Source organism: Sessilibacter sp. MAH1, from assembly GCF_054658315.1.
The window spans coordinates 54,969-74,691 of the sequence record NZ_BAAGIC010000021.1; the positions used below are offsets into that span (position 1 = coordinate 54,969).

Below are 19,723 nucleotides of genomic sequence, written 5' to 3' on the forward strand. Positions count from 1 at the left end.
CTAAATTTAATTACTCTCTAAATTCACTAAAGACGATAACCATGGTTAAAAAAATACCGTACGGGTTTTCTATTATTGAGTTATTGATAACTCTATCGATAGCGTCGATTCTGGTAGCCTTTTCTATTCCAGCTCTAAATACGATTTATCAGAAAAACAAATCCGCAACGGAAATAAATCGATATTTAAGTTTAATTACATTTGCTCGCCAAACAGCTGTAGCTAACGGTAAGTATGTTAGCGTATGCGCTTTAGATGAATTTGATATTTGCGGGCAGGATTGGTCGAATGGTGTTGTTATTTTTTCTGATGACAACGTGAATGGTGCTTTAGATAATAACGAAGATGTTTATAGAATATTTGAAAGAGATTCAAATACAGGATTCTTCACGTTAAATGCGAGCTTAAATTCCAACTACATTAATTTTGATCCTTTAGGCACCAGTTTTCGTAAAAACATTAGCGGTAATTTAGTTTATTGCAGCAAAGTGAATTCTACAGAAAATTCCCGTGCTTTAATATTTTCAAGATCTGGCAGAGTTTACTTAGCACAAGACAACAATAATAACGGCATACCAGAAAACGGTAGTGGTGAAGACATTAGTTGTGGATAACTATTATAAAATCAAAAAAATATTTCTCTACACTTAATTATGACGACTGTGTCGAATACTTTACGAAATAACTATTTTTATACGTTCACCTCAAAGTACTTATCAAGCCGGTTATTTAAATTACCGACCATCACTACCCTTCATCATCCAAAACTACTCAAAGATAAAGATATCTATAGGAACCTCTGATTAACTCATCCATGATTTAATCAGAGGACAGAAATTGAAAATGCGATTTCCAATTTCTTCACAATTTCAATTACTTACCGCTCTTGAAATTGGCGACACATCCTTGTGTCGCGAGAAACTATGGTTAATCAGAGTTTCCTATACAAATAGTATTTAAAACTCCTCACAAACAAGTTGTTAAAAAACAACTAGCCATGCACCGCCCTAAAACAATCGCATTCAGATCCGCCAATAAATCCACAACAGAAAGATTGAATTCTTAATAATTATCAGCATCACGACTATCAAAAGATAGAAGCTGTTTTTAAACTTATAGCCTTAAAAAAACAGAGAAAATTTTCACAATATAGAGTCATTAATAAATTAAGTTTCAAAAAACTTAAAAATAATTTTTCGAATCATCCGGTCCAAAAAGATTACACAGAGCTTAATTCTAGTTTTTATTAAATATGTCTCCTACAAAAAAAACGAGTTAAAACTCGGCTTTTTTATTACCACACTTCAGATTAATTCCTAAATATTTCCGTCCATGCTCTGCGCCCTAATCCACCGGAGGTTTCTGGACATATTGATCGAAACTCAAGATTACCATCGGATGTTGTATAGGCTTGTAAGTAACCGTTGGTACTGCAGGGTTCAACGCCAGTTGGTGATCCGATAAAAGTAGATCCGTTGGGAGCTCCAAAAATGGCTTGACTAACGAAACCCTGGTCTTGATTATCAACTTGGCCGTCGTTATCAAAATCAAATATCGGTGTTCGTGTTGCTAAACCATCTAGGCCAATGGCATTTAAAAATCCAGTGCCACCGCCAGAGCAAGCTGAGAGCGAAGGGCTAACGCTTGCGAAAAAAACCGAACCTGCCAATAGTGTAGGCTCTACAACAATACGTTCGTTATTATTGGGTAGGTTGATATACCAGCCAAACTCATCAGCTTCTGTTCCCTCGTTAAACCAAGCAATAGGATCACCGAAGGGTGATGCTGTATCGAGCTGGCGAAATGATGCTCCAGTTAATAGTCGTCTTTCGTGTAAATCATCTCTATCTAAATCGCCTTGGCCTCTATCCCACACCGCATAAAATGCTTGCTCTGTAGTATCGGCAAAATCATTGGACTCAATTAATTGCCCGGTACCAAATAGCACTAATAAATTTGGTTCATTGCCGATGACTGGCGTCTCCGAATTAAACGCAATTAAGGGTGCAGTGGTAATTTGCTGGAATTGCGCACCATCATTAACCGCGGTGTAAAGCGGTGTTGCATTACCCTCTCTGCCAAATGCGCTTCGCCATAAACCACTGTTATTAGCACTTACATCAAACGCCCAGAGGTTTCCTTTTAAATCACCGGCATAAATTCTATCAACAATTTGATCGCCATTTAAATCAACCAGAGTTGGAGCAGAAAGTCCGTTGTCGGGATCATTATTGGTATTTAATTCTATCCAATCGCCGGATTGCCATCTGCCATCGGCACCCGCTTCTATAAAGATAATGAACAGTTTGGCCAAACCGCTTTCGGAGTTGTAACCATTGCCAGTAATTACAGCAAATTGGCCATTGTTCATCATGGCAATTTGTGGATTTCCAAAAATATGCCCCATATCAGAATCACCGGATAAGCCATCTGCTCCATCAAATTCCCACAATACCGATTGTTGAGCAGAATTTTCACTTATCGATTCCGGATTGGTAACGTCTAAAGCGAATAGACCTTTTCCACCGGTACGTAGGGCGCCGACCAAAATCGTACGCCATTCGCGTGCAAAATTATCACCGTTGGGATTAATAAATACATCCGACGCAACCATGGCGCCATCGACGTAAAACTTGTGACGATAATTTTTACGGGTCAAATAGAACAACCCTTCTTGCTCGGATGTGCCATCAAAAACCATAGAGGGAATATAAGCGAATAATTCTTCACCGGTCTCGCCACTGAACGCATGCATCATGCCGTCGTTAGCACCGACATACAAAACCGGAGCCCTGTTTTCATGAGATTGTACAAAGTTTGAATAACTTCCATTTAAAGTTGAATCTCCGAAGGGAACCAATGCATTTTCTGAGAAATCGGGATAATTCAGGTTCGGCGCACCCACCTGTATGGGTGAAGAATTAACAATATCGCCCAATAAACCAAATTGTCCAGATACACGAGTGCGAAATTCAGGAGACTCTTCGCCGCGAATATAATTGATAACATCTAAAGGATTATTGTCGTTTGAAATTACGCCTCGTAAATCGGCATTTTGCTCTTCGTTGAATAATCCCTGTTGAAATGAGTTTGAGTTAAAAGCGATGCCATCGCGGCCAGAACTTCCTTTCAATGCCGAGAAATCAGACATTGTTAAAATTTGACGGCTGTCTATGCCCGAATTTAATACACGCCTTGTGAGTAAATCTGAAGCACTCCAGACGGGATTATTGTTGAATATTTCGTTGATATTTTCTGCGGTAATATCGGCTGAAAATGCTTGTAAATCACCTACCCAAAAGTTATTCGATACTTGATACGATGCCTGATATAAAAAAGTGCCACTGGTTAATCGAGCTGAATTAAAAGCAACACTAGAAAATGTACCCGACGCTGCAAAGATTTCGCCGAAGACTTCGTTGAACGCGACAACAAGCTCATCGGCATCTAATGCAGGAAAAATTCGACCACCGCCTTCAACGGAATTAAAAGCGGCTTCCGCTAATTCTCTGTTAGCCGTCAATGTAGGCGAGAATCCCGCAACAAAATAGGTACTTACATTATTTTTGATTGGGTTATTCGCTGGGTCAGATAAATCTGGCCGAAGATCGATATCAAATAAAGCCAGCGCAACGTCGTCTAAGACGCCCCTATTACGTAAATAGCTTACTCCATTATCGGGGGTTCCTAAGTCGATGACGTTAAAATCGCCGGTAAATAAATTAATAACATCACTGTAACCTCGGTAATTAGAACCAACTGTGGTACCGCCAACAATATGCGAATTTAAGACACTGAGCTCGTTAGGCTCACCGTCGGTTAGTGCGACAATAAAATTCTGCTGGCAAAACTCTTCTATTACTGGATTTTCGGCGGTGGGAACAATTGCACCATCGGAATACTCTGGCAATGTTGAAAATAAATCTGTAGCCAGAAGACTTTGTTCCAGGGCGGTATTTGGGTGAATAATAATATTTTGATCTTCAAAACCGGTCATATAATACCGACCGATATCGAGTAGACTTTCGGCAATGGGAGTGTTGCCACTGGTTTGTATATTATCGATTGAATTTAATATCGCTTGTCGATGACTTGCCCCACCATTATTAGTATTCAAAGTTTGTATACCCTGAACAATAACCGCTCCGGTTGCCTCCGCGCGCGTATTTACTTGCGTTTGAAATACAGATAACCCCAACTTTACATCAGATATCGTCTCTACAAGTACCTCAGCTGCCTGTTCTGCAATATCTATACGTCTACCTACACCAAATTTTGACTCGCGATTTGCAAATATCGCCGGTCCGGATTGATCGATATTAGAAAAGAAAAAATTCCAAAAATTACCCGATTGAGTGGTTGCCCGACCTTCAAGCGAATATACGGTTCGATATAAAGGAATGTTTTCATCGTTAAAATTAAGACGTATTCCTTCACCTTCTGGATTAATGCGTAAGGCGTCTGTTACAACATCTGGAAAACAGCGCGATTCAAAGCCTTGAGGGCCTAGTCCTTCCGTTGTACCCCATTCATATTGAAATCCGTTGTAGGTAAAACTCACTCTACCCATTGAATCGATGGCTATTCGAACGGTTTGATTGGACGGAGTTGGAAATCTATCTAAGGTGCGAACCTGTTGGAGCGGTAATTGTAGTGACTCTGGGCAATTTGCATAATCTATATTTGCGTCATAATTGCCCACTTCAAACATCGCCATAGATGCAGAATTATCAATTAACAGCATTACGTTAGGTTCAGGAACTAATGGTGTTAATAGCGGTTGATCTGGAAATTCTAATGCTAAAGCAAAGTCAGAAAAACCCATTAAATACATCAACACAACATTAATAACGTTTTTTGGGAAAAAGAATTTTCTTATTTTTAATGTTTTCTGAACACCCTTTAGCGTTCGAAAGTTTATAGCGGCTAATTGCATACGCTTTCTCCATGAAAAACGTAATAATGATAAATTTGAGACAGGAAGCTCTGATTAATATTGAGTTTCCAGCGACACAAGGATGTCTCGCCAACTTCAAGAAATGTAAGTGTGTAGATCGAACTTTTATCTTACGAAGAAAAGCCAGCACTAAAATAGGAAGATAATATTTTTTCAGATCCGCCATTATTAGATTTGGATCTCACTACAATACGATAGATTGCGGAAGAAGTTCCTGTTTCTGGGGCGCCGTATAGATTACTAAGAACGGGCGTTTCGGCTGATCCGTCATTTAATTCAACACCAACATACTCTACAAAATATTTAACGGTTAATTCTGAATAATTTAGTTCAATCTCAGCAGTAGAATTGCTCTCCCAGATACTTCCATCAAAATAATTATCTGGTGAATTACCTGTCAGATAAAAACCGTTATTGTTGGTGAATCTCGACAAATCTCGCAACGTTGTTAACTCTCGCTCCACTTGCGACAAACCAGCTTCTGCTGCTTGAAAAACCACGGCAGACTCTCGAAATGCAGCGGTCATTTTTTCTTGTAAGACAACATCTCTATTTAGACCTAAAACAATTAAGCTAAGCACAAGTAACACAATCAAACTAATTACCAATACCGAACCGCTTTGATTTTTTGGCGCACACATCTTATTCATTTAATTCCCTTGATTAATTAGTCGATAATTAGGTGTTGTTCGATTGCGTATCATGGTAAGTGTGGTGAAAGTTCTTTCTGTGAGAACATCAGAAGATTCAGCTTGTAAGGCTAAGCTATATTCGATACCAATAACGTAAGGGATTTGATCCGGTGTTAGCGATGCCGTGCTGACTAGTTGCTCGGCAACTCCATCTAAATTTGCATCTACCGCGAATTGAAATTGCAAATTTCTAACATTGGTAATTAATTCAAAATTTCTGTCACCTTCTCGTCGAAATAAAGACGTGTTTCCGTTCGCGCCAGTACTGATAAAATAGGTGTATACGTATGGTTCTAGAAGAGTTGCATTATCCGAATACACAGTATTTAGTTGATTCGATGTATTAGACAGGCCAAACGCCGGTGCCGTTGTGTGGCCAATAACCCCGGTCCCACCTCCAGACTTAACAAAAATGTTTCCGCTCTGGCAATTTGTCACGAGCAGAACACTACCATCAGGAATGTCGCAGCTGTTTTTAAGTTGTAATGGTGCAACTCTATCGGTGTTTGTCACCAATTCGCCGGTGCCAGAACAGACCGGCCGAGCACCTACAAGCGTTAACACGTCGGAACCCGCGATGAGTTCGTTTGATCCTAAAGACTCACCACTATTTGCAATAAATGAATTAATGGCACCCAACTGGAAATATTCGTGAATACTTGGATCAAATCCACCAGTACGACTGATGATATTGGTGATGTTAGTTTTATTCGCTAAACATCCGGCGTAATCAACTGCTCTGATATCGCGCGCTAAAAATTCTAACCCTATGCGGGCGTTTTCTTGAATTCTTAGCAATGCATTTTGTCCTTGGGCACCTTGATTGCTGGCCGTAAATATTTGAATAATACCAAGCAGCAACAGACTCCCAATTAATAAAGCAACCAACAATTCGACTAAGCTAAAACCGCTATTAAAATATTTTTTTTGTTGAACATTATTGTTTTGGTTTTTCATAATTGCACAACCATCGTAAATTCTTGTTGCCGAACATCTACGTCAGAATTATTTTGTTCATTCCAAAGAATTAAAACGCGGTAATTATTGGCCGATGCATCAAACTCCACAGCAGCTGATCCATTTGGTAATCCGCCATTAATTGTTGGAGCAGTTATTTTATTTTGCCAGGCAGCAATCTTTTCTTGAATAAGTTCGTTCACATCACAATTGTTGTCACAACCGCTGCTTTCTGGATCGAATAATTGTGAGTTTATTTGTGTGCTGGCCGCTCTCAGTTGATCTGCCATTTCCGTTGCGTAAATCGTGGCGAGACTTCTATAACCACTACCATAAATATTTTTTGCGCTAATTAATTGCGTACCCAACAATCCCAAAAAACCAATGGCAACAATAGTCACCGTCACCAACATTTCAATTAATGTAACTCCGGAATTTTTACGAAGGTTATTCAACCGATTGCTCTCCTTACGAATCAGAACTTATGTTTATAAAATCAGAAGTCACCAAAGACGCTGGTAAGAGTTATCCGCAACCGCCTATCAACTTTTAGGTGAGTTAATTTCTAATGAAGTAATTTTTATTGAAAATAATTTGCGTGAAGAATAGGTTTTAAAAATTTACAAAATTTATAACTAAATAATTAATATTTTGTGTGATTAATTACTTACCCAAAATCTAAACTAATTTAGCGGCTGGGAATATTAGGGATGTTAAATACAGCGACACGCAGAGGATGAGCGGTCAATTTCGCAACACAGAAGGAGACAAGGTTGTTTAAATTTTATAAGCAATATATTCAGGCATAAAAAAACCCGGCTAGAGCCGGGTTTTTCACGTTATGAAGATCTTAATTTTAAAGTCTTACAGATTTAAACCAAAGTCTATTGAGACAAAAGTTCCTGCCATGACAAGCGTCCGGTGGTACTTCCATCTTCTGGACAGACCCAGCGATATTGAATTTCACCGCTTGAAGTTGAGTACGCTTGGTATTGTCCATTTTGGGCAGGACATGGATCTTCTGTGTCTCCACCACCAATGTAGGCCGCACCCGAAGGTAAGCCATCCAATACTGTTTCACCAACATAACCTAGATCTTCGATATCAACACGGCCATCACCGTTTACATCGAATAAAGGCGTTTCGGATGCAAGACCATTAGTAGAAACACTGTTCAGGAATCCTTGACCACCGTTAGAGCATGCCGATGTCGTTGGTATAGAACTCGCGAAGAATAAACTACCTTGCAAGATCGATGGCTCAACAATGACACGCTCGCCGGGCTCTGGGAAATCCATAAACCAACCCCATTCGCCTTCAGATCCATTAAACCACCGAATCTGATCACCAGACACTTGGCGAGTAATAACTTCTTCGCCATCGGCATTGGTAATCGTTGTTGTCGTTAGAATACGAGGCTCCAAATCACCACGATCAAGGGAGCCATCACCTCTATCCCATACGGCATAGAATGACATTTGAGTTAGATCGGTATAGTCACCTTGTTCAATAAATTTACCGGTTCCGAAGAAGACCAACACGTTTGCGCCATTACCGGTGGTAACCGTGTCTGGATTACGGGTAATAATAGGTTGCGTTGTAATTGCTTGCACTTGGTTAGAGTCATTGCGCGCGGTGAACAATGGTTGCGGCTCGCCGTTGCTGCGCGTGTATGCAGACCCCCAATTATTTGGGTTATCGCTGCTTACATCAAACACCCACATGTTGCCGCGAATGTCACCCGAGTAAATACGATCGACAATGAAGTCGCCATCTAGATCGGCTAATACAGGAGCTCCCATACCGTTGTCATTAGCAACTCCGGTCTCAAGCTCAACCCATTCACCGGTAGACCAAGTACCGTCGGCACCTTCCTCGAAGAATATAATAAATAACCGAGCTTCTTCGTTATCGCTGTTATAACCGTTACCAACAATTGCCGCCCACTTGCCGTTGGCCATCAACGCAACTCGAATTTCGCCGTATACGTATCCCATATTCGGTGAATCGTCGCCGTCAAATTCCCAAAGAACGACATCAGCTGCGTTGTTCGGATTACTCAAAGTACTTGGATCAGTAACATCCAGCGCGTAAATACCTCTGCCGCCTGCTCTCAACGCACCAACGACAACGGTTCTCCAGCGGTCACTAGAGCCACCATTTGGGTCAATAAAGATGTCTGACGCGGTAAGAGGGCCATCAACGTAAAAACGGTGGTCGTAACGTTCATTAGTTAGGAAGAAAAGCCCTTCGTCATCTCTGCTTGAGTCGAAAAGTTGGCTTGGAATGTATGCAAATACTTCCTGACCACCATCTTCAGGACTGCCTCGGAAGGCATGCATCATTCCATCGTTAGAACCCACATAGACTATCGATTCACGCCCTGCATTAGCAGCACGAAATTGTGAGTAAGGGCGGCTCGCCGTACCAAAAGCAGTGCTCACAGTGCCGTTGCCAACCGTTACACCTGGATCAGGGTAATTTAGTTCCGGCTCACCCACTTCAATGGGAGATGAGTTAACGATATCACCTAACAAACCTAGACGGCCGTCCGATGTTGTTCGATTGCGAAACAGTGGGTTCGATTCACCGCGAAGATAATTTAAAACATCCCTACCCTGCGCAGGACTGCCGCCACCCTGCAAATCGTTTTGTTGATTTGCGGTTAAAAGGCCCCAGTTGGCGGTCACAAAAGAAATACCGTCGTTAGTGTTTCCCATAGTGTAGATCGAGCGATCGGTATGTCCGTTTGCTGCCACCCGTGCATCTAGAATACGAGAAGCATTCCAAGCGGCATCCAATGAAAACAAGCCGGTGTTTTCGTCAATCGGAAACGCTACCAACTCACCGTTCCATAAAAATTCGGTGCGTGAGAAGGTGGCTTGGTAAAGCGCAGTATCTAATTCTAGTGATCCCGAGTTGAATGTAACCGACGTTAGAGAACCCGCACTTGAGAAGATTTCTTCGAAAATTCGGTCGAATGCGTCTACCAACGCGTCACCGTCTGCGGCTTCGTACAAGGTGCCTGGGCCTACGTTTTCATCTACACCAAAACCAATGCCGTTATTTACAACATTGGTAAGAACGGTTGAAACACCAACACCATCGAAACCGGCAATTACATAGGTAGACACGTTGTTGCGCACGGGATCGCCGTCGAACTCGTTCAAATCAGGGCGTAAATCGATGTCATATAAAGCCAATGCAATATCATCAAATACGTCGTTGCCAAAAAAGGAATCAAAGCCGTCTGCGTCGTAGTTTTCAAGCAATGGGTTGTGACGACTGTCTGACTGGGGAGCACCATCGGTAAGCATTACCGTAAAGTTTCGCTGACAGAAAGCTTGAATAACCGGGCGCTCGGCGGTGGGCCTGCGGGTGCCGTTTAAATACAAAGGCTCATTGTTAAAGACTCTTCCTGCTGTTTCAACGCTCTCTGTACCAGTAGGAGTGCCGCTGACGTCGTTTGGATGCAAGGTTAAGGGCTGGTCGAGAAAACCTTCAACAAAGTATCGACCCATTTCAGAAAGTGTTTCACCGAGAGGCGTAGATCCTTCTGCAACAATATCGTTGATTCGATCGATGAGCAGTTCACGCTGCGTAATTCCAACGCCGTTTTGCGTACCCACAACAGCATCAATGGAATCAATTTCGGCGAGAATTGTGCCGCCAACGCCGTTGTCAAAACCACCTAGTCCAATACGAACACCATCCAAACTTCTTAACAGCAATTTTGCGGCGTCTTGAGCAACCTCGATACGTTCACCAACACCAAACTTCTGATCTTCTTCACCCCAGTTATCACCGTCGGTACCATCCTCGTTTGAGAAGTAATAGTTCCAGAAGTTACCAAAGGTAAAAATAGAGTTGCCGCCCGATGCTCCTTCGATTTCAAAATCGTTAGAATACTGAACAAAGTAGCGTCCACCCGATAAGAAACAGCGCTGTGGCAAGCCCGTTCTAACATCGCGCTCATTGGAGGTACCCCACGCGTAATCAACGCCAAGATGGGTAAAAAATGCATTACCGTCTGCATCGGTACGCGCAACAATGCGATTAGCTTCCTTAACAGCATCATCCAGATTATCTAATCGATCTCCTAGATCGGGAATAGCAATTGCTGTCGGACAATCTCTTGTTCCCTGCGTGTTATTATTATTGGGAGTGTTTGAGTAGGTTCTCCCTGAATCGAAATCTGCGGAGTTAAAGCCGTTGGTCATAGAACCAGAATCGTCGAGCGTTAACATGACGTTAGGCTCAATACTCGCCTCGGTTAACAGAGGGCGATCTGGTAGATTAACGGCAAAGGCACTGTGACAGGTTGCCAAAGTAAGCGCCGACGTAAACGCAACATGTGAAAACGTTCTAGCCCGCAAAAAAACTTTATGATTTGAGAAACCCATAACTCTCACCGGCAAGCGGAAGCTTGTCCATTTTTTGTGAATGAATTAACGAAACAAATTTGATTAGCTGATAATTTAAGTTAAATCAGAGATTTGCACTGAAATAGCTAGCTACAACTTTTACTGGTGTGCCATTTGGACCCGCTGCACGAACTACCACGCGGAAAACATCGGCAACTGTGTCTTGTTCTGGCTGACTGTAATCGTTGTTGAGGGCAATACTTTCACCTAAACCACCAATAGAAAAAGCACCCAGACTTTCGACAAAATAACGCACGTCGTAGCCGTCGGCGGTTGCCACCGCTTGACGGGTAACACCATCGGCCCACACGGCAGGGTCTGTATAGTCAGAGGGGCCGGCATTAACTGCGTATAAACCGTCATTGCCGGTGGCAGAAAAAATGCCCAATCCGCCAAGGCCCGGTAGCACATCATTAATAAACGCTTCCGCTTCGACTAAACCAGACTCCGCAGCTTGGAACGCAATATCAGAGTCACGAATAGCCGCGGTCATACGTTCTTGAAGCAAAACATTTCGGTTGGCAGAAAGCACAACGATGGTCAGTACCAATAAAACCACGAGGCTTACAATCAAGACGGCGCCGCTTTGATTTTGTCTTGAGCTGTTCATGAAGAAACTCCCACGTATAAAAAGAGCAAAGAACTATTATCCACCCACAGAAGACGCAACTACGCGATTACGAATTCCGTTAGTACTGGTGTAGTTGCGAATAATTGGACGACTATCAACATCACCGGGCTCGCGAATAATCGCCTGTTCACTTCGCACCGTTAAACTGGCTCGTACCGATACCACTGTAGACATATCAGCGAAGGTTCCGGCAAAAATATCGGCGGCACCGTTGTCGTTACTGTCTTGTCCATAGATAACCTGAAAATCAACGACATTAGTTACCAATTCTTGCACCCGACCACTGTCGCGTCGGTACAAAGAGTTGTTGCCGTTAGAACCTTGCGCAACAAAATACTCGCGAACAAAAGGCACTAGAATTTGAGCGTCGTATTTATAGGTTTTTGAAAAAGTAGGTTGTGTATTGGCAAAACCACCCGCTGCTGTCGCAGCATGTTCGATAACCAAACCGGCACCGGCGGGATTGGTTTTCACAAAGATATCGGCGCGTTGACAATCGGCTACCAGAAGAACGGTTCCCTCTGGAATTTCACACGCGGATCTCAAACGCAGCGGATCATCTTCATCTAATGAGGAGTTATCCAACGCATTGATGCCGTCGCAAGCCGGAGCAGCACCCACAACACGTAAAATACTGGTGCCATCGATTACGTCCAAATCGGTAGAAACAGCGGTAAGGGGATTAAAGTCGGTGATCACGTCACCCAATGCCGACTCAACGCCGGTAACACCGCTCTCGCCAGCCGTCGCACCTAAATTAAAAAATGGGTGCACGTCATCCAAGTAATTTGCGGTAGAGGCATCCAATATATTTTGAATTCGTGATTTATCCGCCAAGCAACCACTGGAATCAGCGCGGCGAATATCCCGAGAGATCAGCTCCATAGCAACACGCCCACCATCCTGAATCGATGCCATGGCATTTTGAACGCGGGCACCTTCGCGGCTGCTGTCAAAGACTTGGATTGCGCCAAAAATTAAAACAGCACCCAAAAATAGCGCCACTAACAGCTCTATTAGGGTGAAACCCTGTGTAAGGCGATTTGCATCGTTAAAGTTTTTCATGGGCATCACTAACACTAAATTCCGTTAACTTCAAAGTCGCACAACAAGTTGGTAAGTCTGATCCTGTAACCCCGGCCCGGCATCATCTATGGTGTTTTCAGACCACGTGATTGTCACAGTAAATTGCTCGGTCGCATCCGAATAATCAATGGTTCCGTTGCCATTAGGTAAGCCGCCTTGAACCGGGTTAGAGGTCATCAGAGTATTCCACTGGAACAGATCAAGCTGCGCCAACTCGGCTGGTGAACAAGGTGAACAGCCGGGATCAACGCCGTCTTCACTGTTGGTATTGTTATAAGCACCAAAATCAACGCCGGTTTGGTTTGATCTCATGCGCTCAACAATATCATGGGCATAAATGGTTGCTAGAGAACGATAATTACTAGAGGAAATATTGCGAGTTCCCAGTAGCTGAACGCTGGCTAGACCTAAAAAACCGATCGCCAGAATAATAACGGTTACCAGAATTTCGATTAAGGTAATGCCCTTTTGGGAGCTTTTATTCGAAGTACGCATACACTTCACAACTCTTTAAACTCACTAGTTACAGTCGTTTGCATCTGCCACCCAAGTGGCGCCAGATACCAGTAAATTAACTAAACGCCCCACTTCTGCTGGACGATCATCACAAATTCGAAGCGCTTCTTCCGAAGGCGCAGCACCGGCTCCATTAGAGTTGGCAAAACCGCGGCTATCAAAAATGATATTGGTTGAAGCGCCCACAGTCGCGATGGTTGTGCCGCGACCAAAGTTCTCAAAAATACGAATCTCTTCACCATCATCATAGGCGTTGGCCGTACCACCGGCGTCTATATACACTGCAAATCCGTTTGACCAATCTGCACCGTCAAGAGGTGCTAATGACACAGCACCGTTGCGACGCAGCGCCTCCGCTCTAGCAAGCTGGATGGCGCCAAGCACTTCATTAGCGTTAGCTGCCAAACGACTGCGAGCGGTTGTGTCGGTAAAATTGGGAATGGCGAAGGCAACTAGAATTGCCAAGATAGCTACGGCTACCAACAACTCAATTAAGGTGAATCCAGAGTTATCTTTCACTTTAGAGCCTTTAATGAAATTCTTTTAAGGGATAATAGATAAACTTATGTTTGACAGCATCCGACGACTGACCAGCGGTATTGTCAGCAGAATCAATGGGAGACTAAGATTTGAGAGCTAAAAAAACTGTGAGGAAATCGCCATAGAATGTGTGAAAAAAAACATTATTCACACATTCTTCGGACTTTATTTTTGCAAACATCGAAGAAGTATTGCGCATCTCAAGCTTAAAAATGCGCCGAACATGCTGAAAAACCTGAACGGTTTCCTGAGAAAATTTAGATTAAAACCATCTAAATCAACACCACCTAAATCAATACTATCTTAATCAACACTCTTGTTCCCAGCAGGTTTCACCCGCTTCAAATGGGTCATTGTTGTCATTTCTATCCCAACCGCGACGACCGTTGCCGCGAATGGCGAAAAGACCGTCGCCGGTCATGCGCGCTCCGGCTAGTGGTCGAGCGTATATGGTGTAACCGGTTGCGGTAGCTTCTGCGATAACCAGATCATAAACCGCTGCACCGCCGTTTAACGGTACCTGTTGAGAGAAAATACGTGGTGCAACAGGCGCATCGCCAAAGGCTATTTCTGCACCGGCTGGATCACCGCCAACCTCTGCACCTACGTAGGTCCCGTTAGCCGTGTAATAACGCTCCATAGCTTGAGCGAAGGCAGTTAAAGCACCTTGCGCATCGGAGCGATAACCTTTATCAACCTGACTTTGATAAGCCGGAAAAGCAATAGAAGCCAGAATTCCGATGATGGCAACAACGATAATTACCTCGATTAAAGTAAAACCGCGTTGGGTGGTATTTATGCTCATGGACCTTTCCAATAAGTTAATTCTAGAGACGTGTTGTTCTGCGAACCTAGAGTCGATACGACAGATGTTCCATCAAGACTATTTCTAACCTTCAAGACTATTTCTAACATTAAGATTAGACGAAGTCTCTTTTACACTAGCTCAACTCAGACTAGCGCTGACAAACGCAGACAAACGGAACAAATTCTGGATGAGCGAATATTCTAGAAAATTTTTAACAAACGAAAAGTGATGCCAATCAAGAGCTAGAAATTAAATTCAGCGCAACTCTACCGGCAATGTGAAACGAACATTTTCTTCTTGTCCGTCTATTTCCACCGGTAAGCTCGCCCCCATCGCCACCAATCGATCAACAACACCCTTTACCAAGACTTCTGGCGCAGACGCACCCGCGGTAAGGCCAATGGTAGAAACTCCTTTAAGCCAATCGGCTTCGATAGCATCGGCGTTATCCAGCAGAAATGCTTTGGTGCCACAGCGTTCGGCTAATTCTCGCAGACGATTCGAGTTAGAGGAGTTAACAGATCCAACCACCAAAACCAGATCGCACTCCAGTGCTAGCTGGCGTACAGCATCTTGACGATTTTGGGTGGCATAACAAATGTCGTCTTTACGAGGACCGCTAATTTTGGGAAATACTGCGCGCAGTGCATCAATAACACGTGCGGTATCGTCAACGGACAGGGTAGTTTGGGTCACGTAGGAAAGATTGTTGGGATCACGAACCTTACTTAGAAGGTTTTCGACATCGCCTTCGTTTTCGACCAAATACATTTCACCGCCGGAGCTATGATCGTATTGACCCATAGTACCCTCAACTTCGGGATGGCCATTGTGGCCGATTAGAATGCACTCTTGGCCGTTGCGGCTGAAACGCAAAACCTCCATATGAACCTTGGTCACTAACGGACAGGTCGCATCGAAGACCTTTAAACCTCTGCGTTGAGCCTCTTGCTGAACAGTTTTTGACACACCGTGAGCACTGAAGATTACTAACGAAGAATCCGGCACTTGATCCAGCTCGTCGACAAATACTGCTCCGCGATCGCGCAAAGAATCAACCACAAATTTGTTATGAACCACCTCATGACGGACATAAATTGGTGCGCCGAATACATCTAAAGCTCGATTCACGATATCGATAGCACGATCAACACCGGCGCAAAACCCTCTGGGGTTAGCAAGTTTTATGTCCATAGGTTGAAAACTTCCCTACATCAAAAAAGAGAAAACGTGAGTTCGTTAATGAGTGGTAACCGGTGCAACATCAATGATTTCCACTTCAAAGTGGATATCACGTCCAGATAGAGGGTGATTAAAATCGACCTTTACCGTCTGCTCATCAAAACTGCTCACCACTCCCGGCAGTTCGGTGTTTGCTGCATCGGCGAAAGAAAGTACCAAACCCTCTGACATTTCAATGCCTGGATCAAATTCCGAGCGAGGAATTTCTTGAATATTTTGCGGATTACGCTGACCAAACCCGTTTTCGGGCTTAATAACCAAGGTCTCTTTGTTACCACAGGTCATTCCAAAGAGCGCGCGCTCAAAGCCTTCTAAAAGATTGCCGTCACCCACCTCAAAAGTGGCTGGTTCGCCGCCAAAAGTTGTATCAACAACGTCTCCATTTTCTAATTTCAAAGAGAAATGAAGCGTGACTCGGGTACCGGGACCAATTGTTAAATCTGTCATAGTTGTCATCACTGTTTGTCTAAGTTCTCAGAAGCCATCTCACCGGATTTTTTTTTGCCAAAAAAAGCGTCAATTACCAGCATTATAGCGCCAACTGAAATCGCAGAATCGGCAATATTAAATGCAGGCCAGTAATGATCTTGATAATGAACGACAATAAAATCGACAACATGGCCGAGAACAACTCGATCGTAGAGGTTACCAATGGCGCCCCCAAGTACAAGAGCTAAAGCAATTGGCTCCCAACGTTTATACGACGGAATTCTTGCCAGCCAAATAACCAAACCTATACTCACCGCCCCAGCAAGACCTGAAAACAGATACCTTTGCCAACCGCCTGCGTCACTTAGAAAACTGAAAGCTGCGCCTTCGTTGTACATGAGCGTAAAGTTGAAAAAGGACGTAAATATTATTGGCGTATGCATCTCCAAACTAGCAGTTGCTAAATACTTACTAACTTGATCAACCAAAATTACCGCTAAAGCAATCAAATACCAAGCGATTGTAGCCTTCGATAAATTAAACAAAATTTGCCTCTATATTGCCGTTTGCGTGACTAGAAAATGTCTAGGCAAACTTACGCACTTCACCTTGTCCATCGATATTGGTTACACAGCGAGGACAAATCTCTGGGTGTTCTGAATTGCTGCCAACGTCTTCTAAAACGTGATAACAGCGCACACATTTTTCACCGGAAGCCTTGCTGACCAAGACTTTCAAACCTTTGATATCGGTATCTTTCGCATTATTGGCGGCTTCTGATAAGGGTAAAATAGAAGCTGCCGAGGTGATCAATACGAAACGAAGCTCTTCTTCGAGCTTATTAATTGCTTCAAAGATTTCACCTTCTGCGTAAAGCGTCACGCTAGCGGTCAAACCACCACCAACTACACCGGCATTACGCTCTTCTTCAAGCACCTTGTTAACCGCAGTTTTTACGTTAGAAATGGTTTTCCAGTAACTCATATCCGCATCAATTTGCGGCAGCTCTAACCACTCAGCGGTAAATACCGTGTCGTCTCTGTTTTCCACCGCTGGCAAGGCCGCCCAAATTTCTTCGGCGGTAAAACTCAATACCGGTGCAATCCAGCGAACCAAGGCTTCGACAATCCAGTACACCGCGGTTTGTGCAGAACGGCGCGCCAAGCTATCGGCGGCGGTTGTGTACAAGCGGTCTTTAATAATATCGAGGTAAAAACCACCCAGCTCTACGCTACAGAAGTTATGCAACTTCTGATACAGCAGGTGCAATTGATAACTGTCGTAATCTTTGCGCAATTCAGTTTGCAGCTGTGCAGTTCTTGCCACAGCCCAAGCATCCAACGATAAGAGTTGATCAGTACTTAATAAATCTTTAGCCGGATCAAAATCAGGAATGTTGCTCAATAAGAATCTGGCGGTATTACGAATACGGCGATAAGAGTCGGCCGTGCGTTTTAGAATTTCTTTAGACGCACTCATCTCACCACTGAAGTCTGTTGCACAAACCCAAAGACGTAAAACGTCTGCACCCAACTCCTGAAGCACTTCTTGCGGAGGAATTGCGTTGTCGCCAGATTTAGAAAGTTTGTGGCCGTTGGAATCCACCAAGAAGCCGTGGGTTAACACTGCTTTATAGGGAGGTGCTTCATTGATAGCCAAACTGGTTTTTAAAGAAGATTGGAACCAACCACGATGTTGATCAGAACCTTCTAAATACAAATCTGCCGGAAAGCTTAAATTCTCTCTGCGACTAACCACGGCATAGTGAGAAACACCAGAATCGAACCAGACATCTAGCGTGTCGGTAACTTTTTGATAGTCGTTGGCCTCGTCACCCAACAGGGCGCTAGGCTCAAGATCGAACCAAGCATCCATGCCATCTTTCTCAACCAGCTTAGCCACTTCTTCGATAAGTTCTGGCGTTTTTGGATGCAATTCTTGGGTTTCTTTATGTACAAACAGTGCGATGGGCGCACCCCAAGTACGTTGGCGAGAAATACACCAGTCTGGGCTGTTTGCCAGCATTGATTCAATACGAGCCTTACCCCAACCCGGAATCCACTGCACATCATCGATGCAGTTCATTACTTTAGATTGCAGATTATTTTTGGTGAGGCTGACGAACCATTGCGGCGTCGCTCGGAAAATCAGCGGAGTTTTGGTACGCCAGCAATGCGGGAAGCTGTGAACAATTTTGCCTTCACACAAAAGCGCGTTATGTTCTTTTAATACGTCGATGACTTTTTCGTCGACCTTATAAACATGCTCACCGGCGAAGATTTCAACATTCGCGCGATAGATACCGGAATCATCCAAATAGTTAAGCGTTTCGATGCCGTATTTTTGCGACACAGCAAAGTCTTCACCGCCGTGATCGGGAGCAGTATGAACACAACCGGTACCAGCGTCTGTAGTGACATGATCACCCAAAATCACTGGAACTTGTCGGTCGTAAAATGGATGTTGAAGCTTCAAGTGCTCAAGATCACTGCCTTTGGCGCGACCCACAATGCTGTAATCTTCAATGTTAGAGCGCTGCATTACCGACTCAACAAGCGCTTCGGCTAACACGTAGCTTTCATCGCCAGCAACCACTAGGGCGTAATCTAATTCAGCGTTCAAGCTAACGGCTTGGTTGGCAGGAAGAGTCCAAGGCGTTGTTGTCCAAATAACTACGTAAGCTGTTTCTGAGGTTTGCTCAGCGCCAAACACGGCTTTTAGAGCAGATTGGTCAACCACAGCAAATTTAACATCAATGGAAAACGAGGTTTTATCCTGATATTCGACCTCAGCTTCGGCTAACGCGGAGCCACCCACAACGGACCAGTAAACAGGCTTGAAACCTTTTTGCAAATGGCCGTTTTCGATGATTTTTCCAAGTGCGCGAATAATGTCAGCTTCGTATTGCTTATCCATGGTGAGGTAGGGGTTGTTCCACTCGCCAAGTACACCCAAACGAATAAAGTCTTTCTTTTGACCTTCTACTTGCTTAGCTGCGTAATCACGACACTGTTGTCGGAAAGCTTTGAAATCGACCTTAACACCGGCCTTGCCAATTTTTTTCTCAACGCGATGTTCAATGGGTAAGCCATGGCAATCCCAACCCGGAACGTAGGGTGAGTCATAACCAGATAAAGTCTTCGATTTAACAATGATGTCTTTCAGGATTTTATTAACTGCATGACCCAAGTGGATGTCGCCGTTTGCATAGGGCGGGCCATCGTGAAGTATGAATTTTTCTCGACCCGCACGGGAGTTACGAATTTTTTCGTAGGTACCTTCTTTCTGCCAACGTTTAACAAACTCTGGCTCACGCTGAGCAAGATTAGCTTTCATCGCAAAACTGGTTTGCGGAAGATTAAGAGTTTTTTTGTAATCAGTCATAACAACACAGAAGTCGTGGGATAAAATTCAAAGGTTCCAATATGTACAGGTCTTTGG

The 19,723-nt window shown here is 43.7% G+C and carries 15 protein-coding genes; 1 reads left to right on the plus strand and 14 read right to left on the minus strand.

The features are described 5' to 3' along the window. Positions 1 to 41: 41 nt before the first annotated feature. Positions 42 to 614 carry a GspH/FimT family pseudopilin gene (locus tag ACYQ28_RS17400; protein WP_460052192.1) on the plus strand — a complete coding sequence of 191 codons (573 nt, stop codon included), beginning with the start codon at positions 42 to 44 and terminating at the stop codon, positions 612 to 614. Positions 615 to 1,309: 695 nt separating this feature from the next. Here ACYQ28_RS17400 and ACYQ28_RS17405 read toward each other — a convergent pair. The 14 genes from ACYQ28_RS17405 to ileS form a co-directional block, all read right to left on the minus strand. Continuing rightward, on the minus strand, positions 1,310 to 4,936 hold the full coding sequence (locus ACYQ28_RS17405) for a pilus assembly protein (protein ID WP_460052191.1): 3,627 nt from the start codon (positions 4,934 to 4,936) through the stop codon (positions 1,310 to 1,312). A 131-nt stretch (positions 4,937 to 5,067) separates the two neighbouring features. Then, positions 5,068 to 5,607: a pilus assembly PilX family protein gene (locus tag ACYQ28_RS17410; RefSeq protein ID WP_460052190.1), complete on the minus strand. Its 540-nt coding sequence runs from the start codon at positions 5,605 to 5,607 to the stop codon at positions 5,068 to 5,070. Further along, on the minus strand, positions 5,608 to 6,606 hold the full coding sequence (locus tag ACYQ28_RS17415; protein ID WP_460052188.1) for a PilW family protein: 999 nt from the start codon (positions 6,604 to 6,606) through the stop codon (positions 5,608 to 5,610). Beyond that, positions 6,603 to 7,061: a type IV pilus modification PilV family protein gene (locus tag ACYQ28_RS17420; RefSeq protein ID WP_460052187.1), complete on the minus strand. Its 459-nt coding sequence runs from the start codon at positions 7,059 to 7,061 to the stop codon at positions 6,603 to 6,605. The genes ACYQ28_RS17415 and ACYQ28_RS17420 overlap by 4 nt, the downstream gene beginning before the upstream one ends. A gap of 429 nt (positions 7,062 to 7,490) precedes the next feature. Then, positions 7,491 to 11,009 (minus strand): pilus assembly protein, encoded by a 3,519-nt coding sequence (locus ACYQ28_RS17425; protein ID WP_460052186.1) that lies wholly within the window; start codon positions 11,007 to 11,009, stop codon positions 7,491 to 7,493. An 85-nt stretch (positions 11,010 to 11,094) separates the two neighbouring features. Beyond that, positions 11,095 to 11,640, minus strand: a complete 546-nt coding sequence (locus ACYQ28_RS17430; protein ID WP_460052184.1) for a pilus assembly PilX family protein — start codon at positions 11,638 to 11,640, stop codon at positions 11,095 to 11,097. A gap of 36 nt (positions 11,641 to 11,676) precedes the next feature. Beyond that, positions 11,677 to 12,726: a PilW family protein gene (locus ACYQ28_RS17435; RefSeq protein WP_460052183.1), complete on the minus strand. Its 1,050-nt coding sequence runs from the start codon at positions 12,724 to 12,726 to the stop codon at positions 11,677 to 11,679. Between the two features lie 30 nt (positions 12,727 to 12,756). Beyond that, the gene (gene pilV, locus ACYQ28_RS17440) at positions 12,757 to 13,242 is read right to left on the minus strand and encodes a type IV pilus modification protein PilV (protein ID WP_460052182.1); all 486 of its coding nucleotides are present in this window, start codon (positions 13,240 to 13,242) and stop codon (positions 12,757 to 12,759) included. Between the two features lie 24 nt (positions 13,243 to 13,266). Further along, on the minus strand, positions 13,267 to 13,782 hold the full coding sequence (locus ACYQ28_RS17445) for a GspH/FimT family pseudopilin (protein WP_460052181.1): 516 nt from the start codon (positions 13,780 to 13,782) through the stop codon (positions 13,267 to 13,269). Between the two features lie 328 nt (positions 13,783 to 14,110). Further along, entirely contained in the window at positions 14,111 to 14,608 is a 498-nt protein-coding gene (locus ACYQ28_RS17450) for a type IV pilin protein (protein WP_460052179.1), read from the minus strand. Positions 14,609 to 14,866: 258 nt separating this feature from the next. Then, a complete protein-coding gene (ispH, locus tag ACYQ28_RS17455) occupies positions 14,867 to 15,805 on the minus strand; it encodes a 4-hydroxy-3-methylbut-2-enyl diphosphate reductase (protein ID WP_460052178.1) in 939 nt (312 codons plus the stop codon). Between the two features lie 45 nt (positions 15,806 to 15,850). Next, positions 15,851 to 16,300, minus strand: a complete 450-nt coding sequence (locus ACYQ28_RS17460; protein WP_460052177.1) for an FKBP-type peptidyl-prolyl cis-trans isomerase — start codon at positions 16,298 to 16,300, stop codon at positions 15,851 to 15,853. An 8-nt stretch (positions 16,301 to 16,308) separates the two neighbouring features. Beyond that, positions 16,309 to 16,827, minus strand: coding sequence for a signal peptidase II (gene lspA, locus ACYQ28_RS17465; protein WP_460052175.1), 519 nt, complete (start codon positions 16,825 to 16,827; stop codon positions 16,309 to 16,311). Between the two features lie 40 nt (positions 16,828 to 16,867). Continuing rightward, positions 16,868 to 19,666, minus strand: coding sequence for an isoleucine--tRNA ligase (gene ileS, locus ACYQ28_RS17470; protein ID WP_460052174.1), 2,799 nt, complete (start codon positions 19,664 to 19,666; stop codon positions 16,868 to 16,870). Positions 19,667 to 19,723 lie beyond the last annotated feature (57 nt).